We start from the raw sequence: 299 nt of genomic DNA, 5'->3' as shown, positions 1-299 counted from the left end.
TACAACTCGCCTTACACATATTCACTGAGTAAGTTCTGCTATCCAAATATAAAATTTGGGGCATCACCTAAATGTAACTCGATTCACATGCGTTGATGTATAAATATAGTAGTTATTCCTTTTATAACACTTTCTTAGGGTTCTTAGCTATAAACATTCCGCTAGATTTAGATATATCAATACTTCCTTCTCTTAAAATTATATCTTCCAGATACCTGTAAAAATCCTGTATTTTGCTCTCCGTCATTATATCCTGTATGTTTACATGTCCCTCTAAGGATAGAACATAATCCGCTAAA

It is taken from the genome of Clostridium sp. UBA5119, from assembly GCF_002414285.1.
GTDB classification, from domain to species: Bacteria; Bacillota; Clostridia; order Clostridiales; family Clostridiaceae; genus Clostridium_J; species Clostridium_J sulfidigenes.
Note: the sequence above shows the minus strand (reverse complement) of the source record.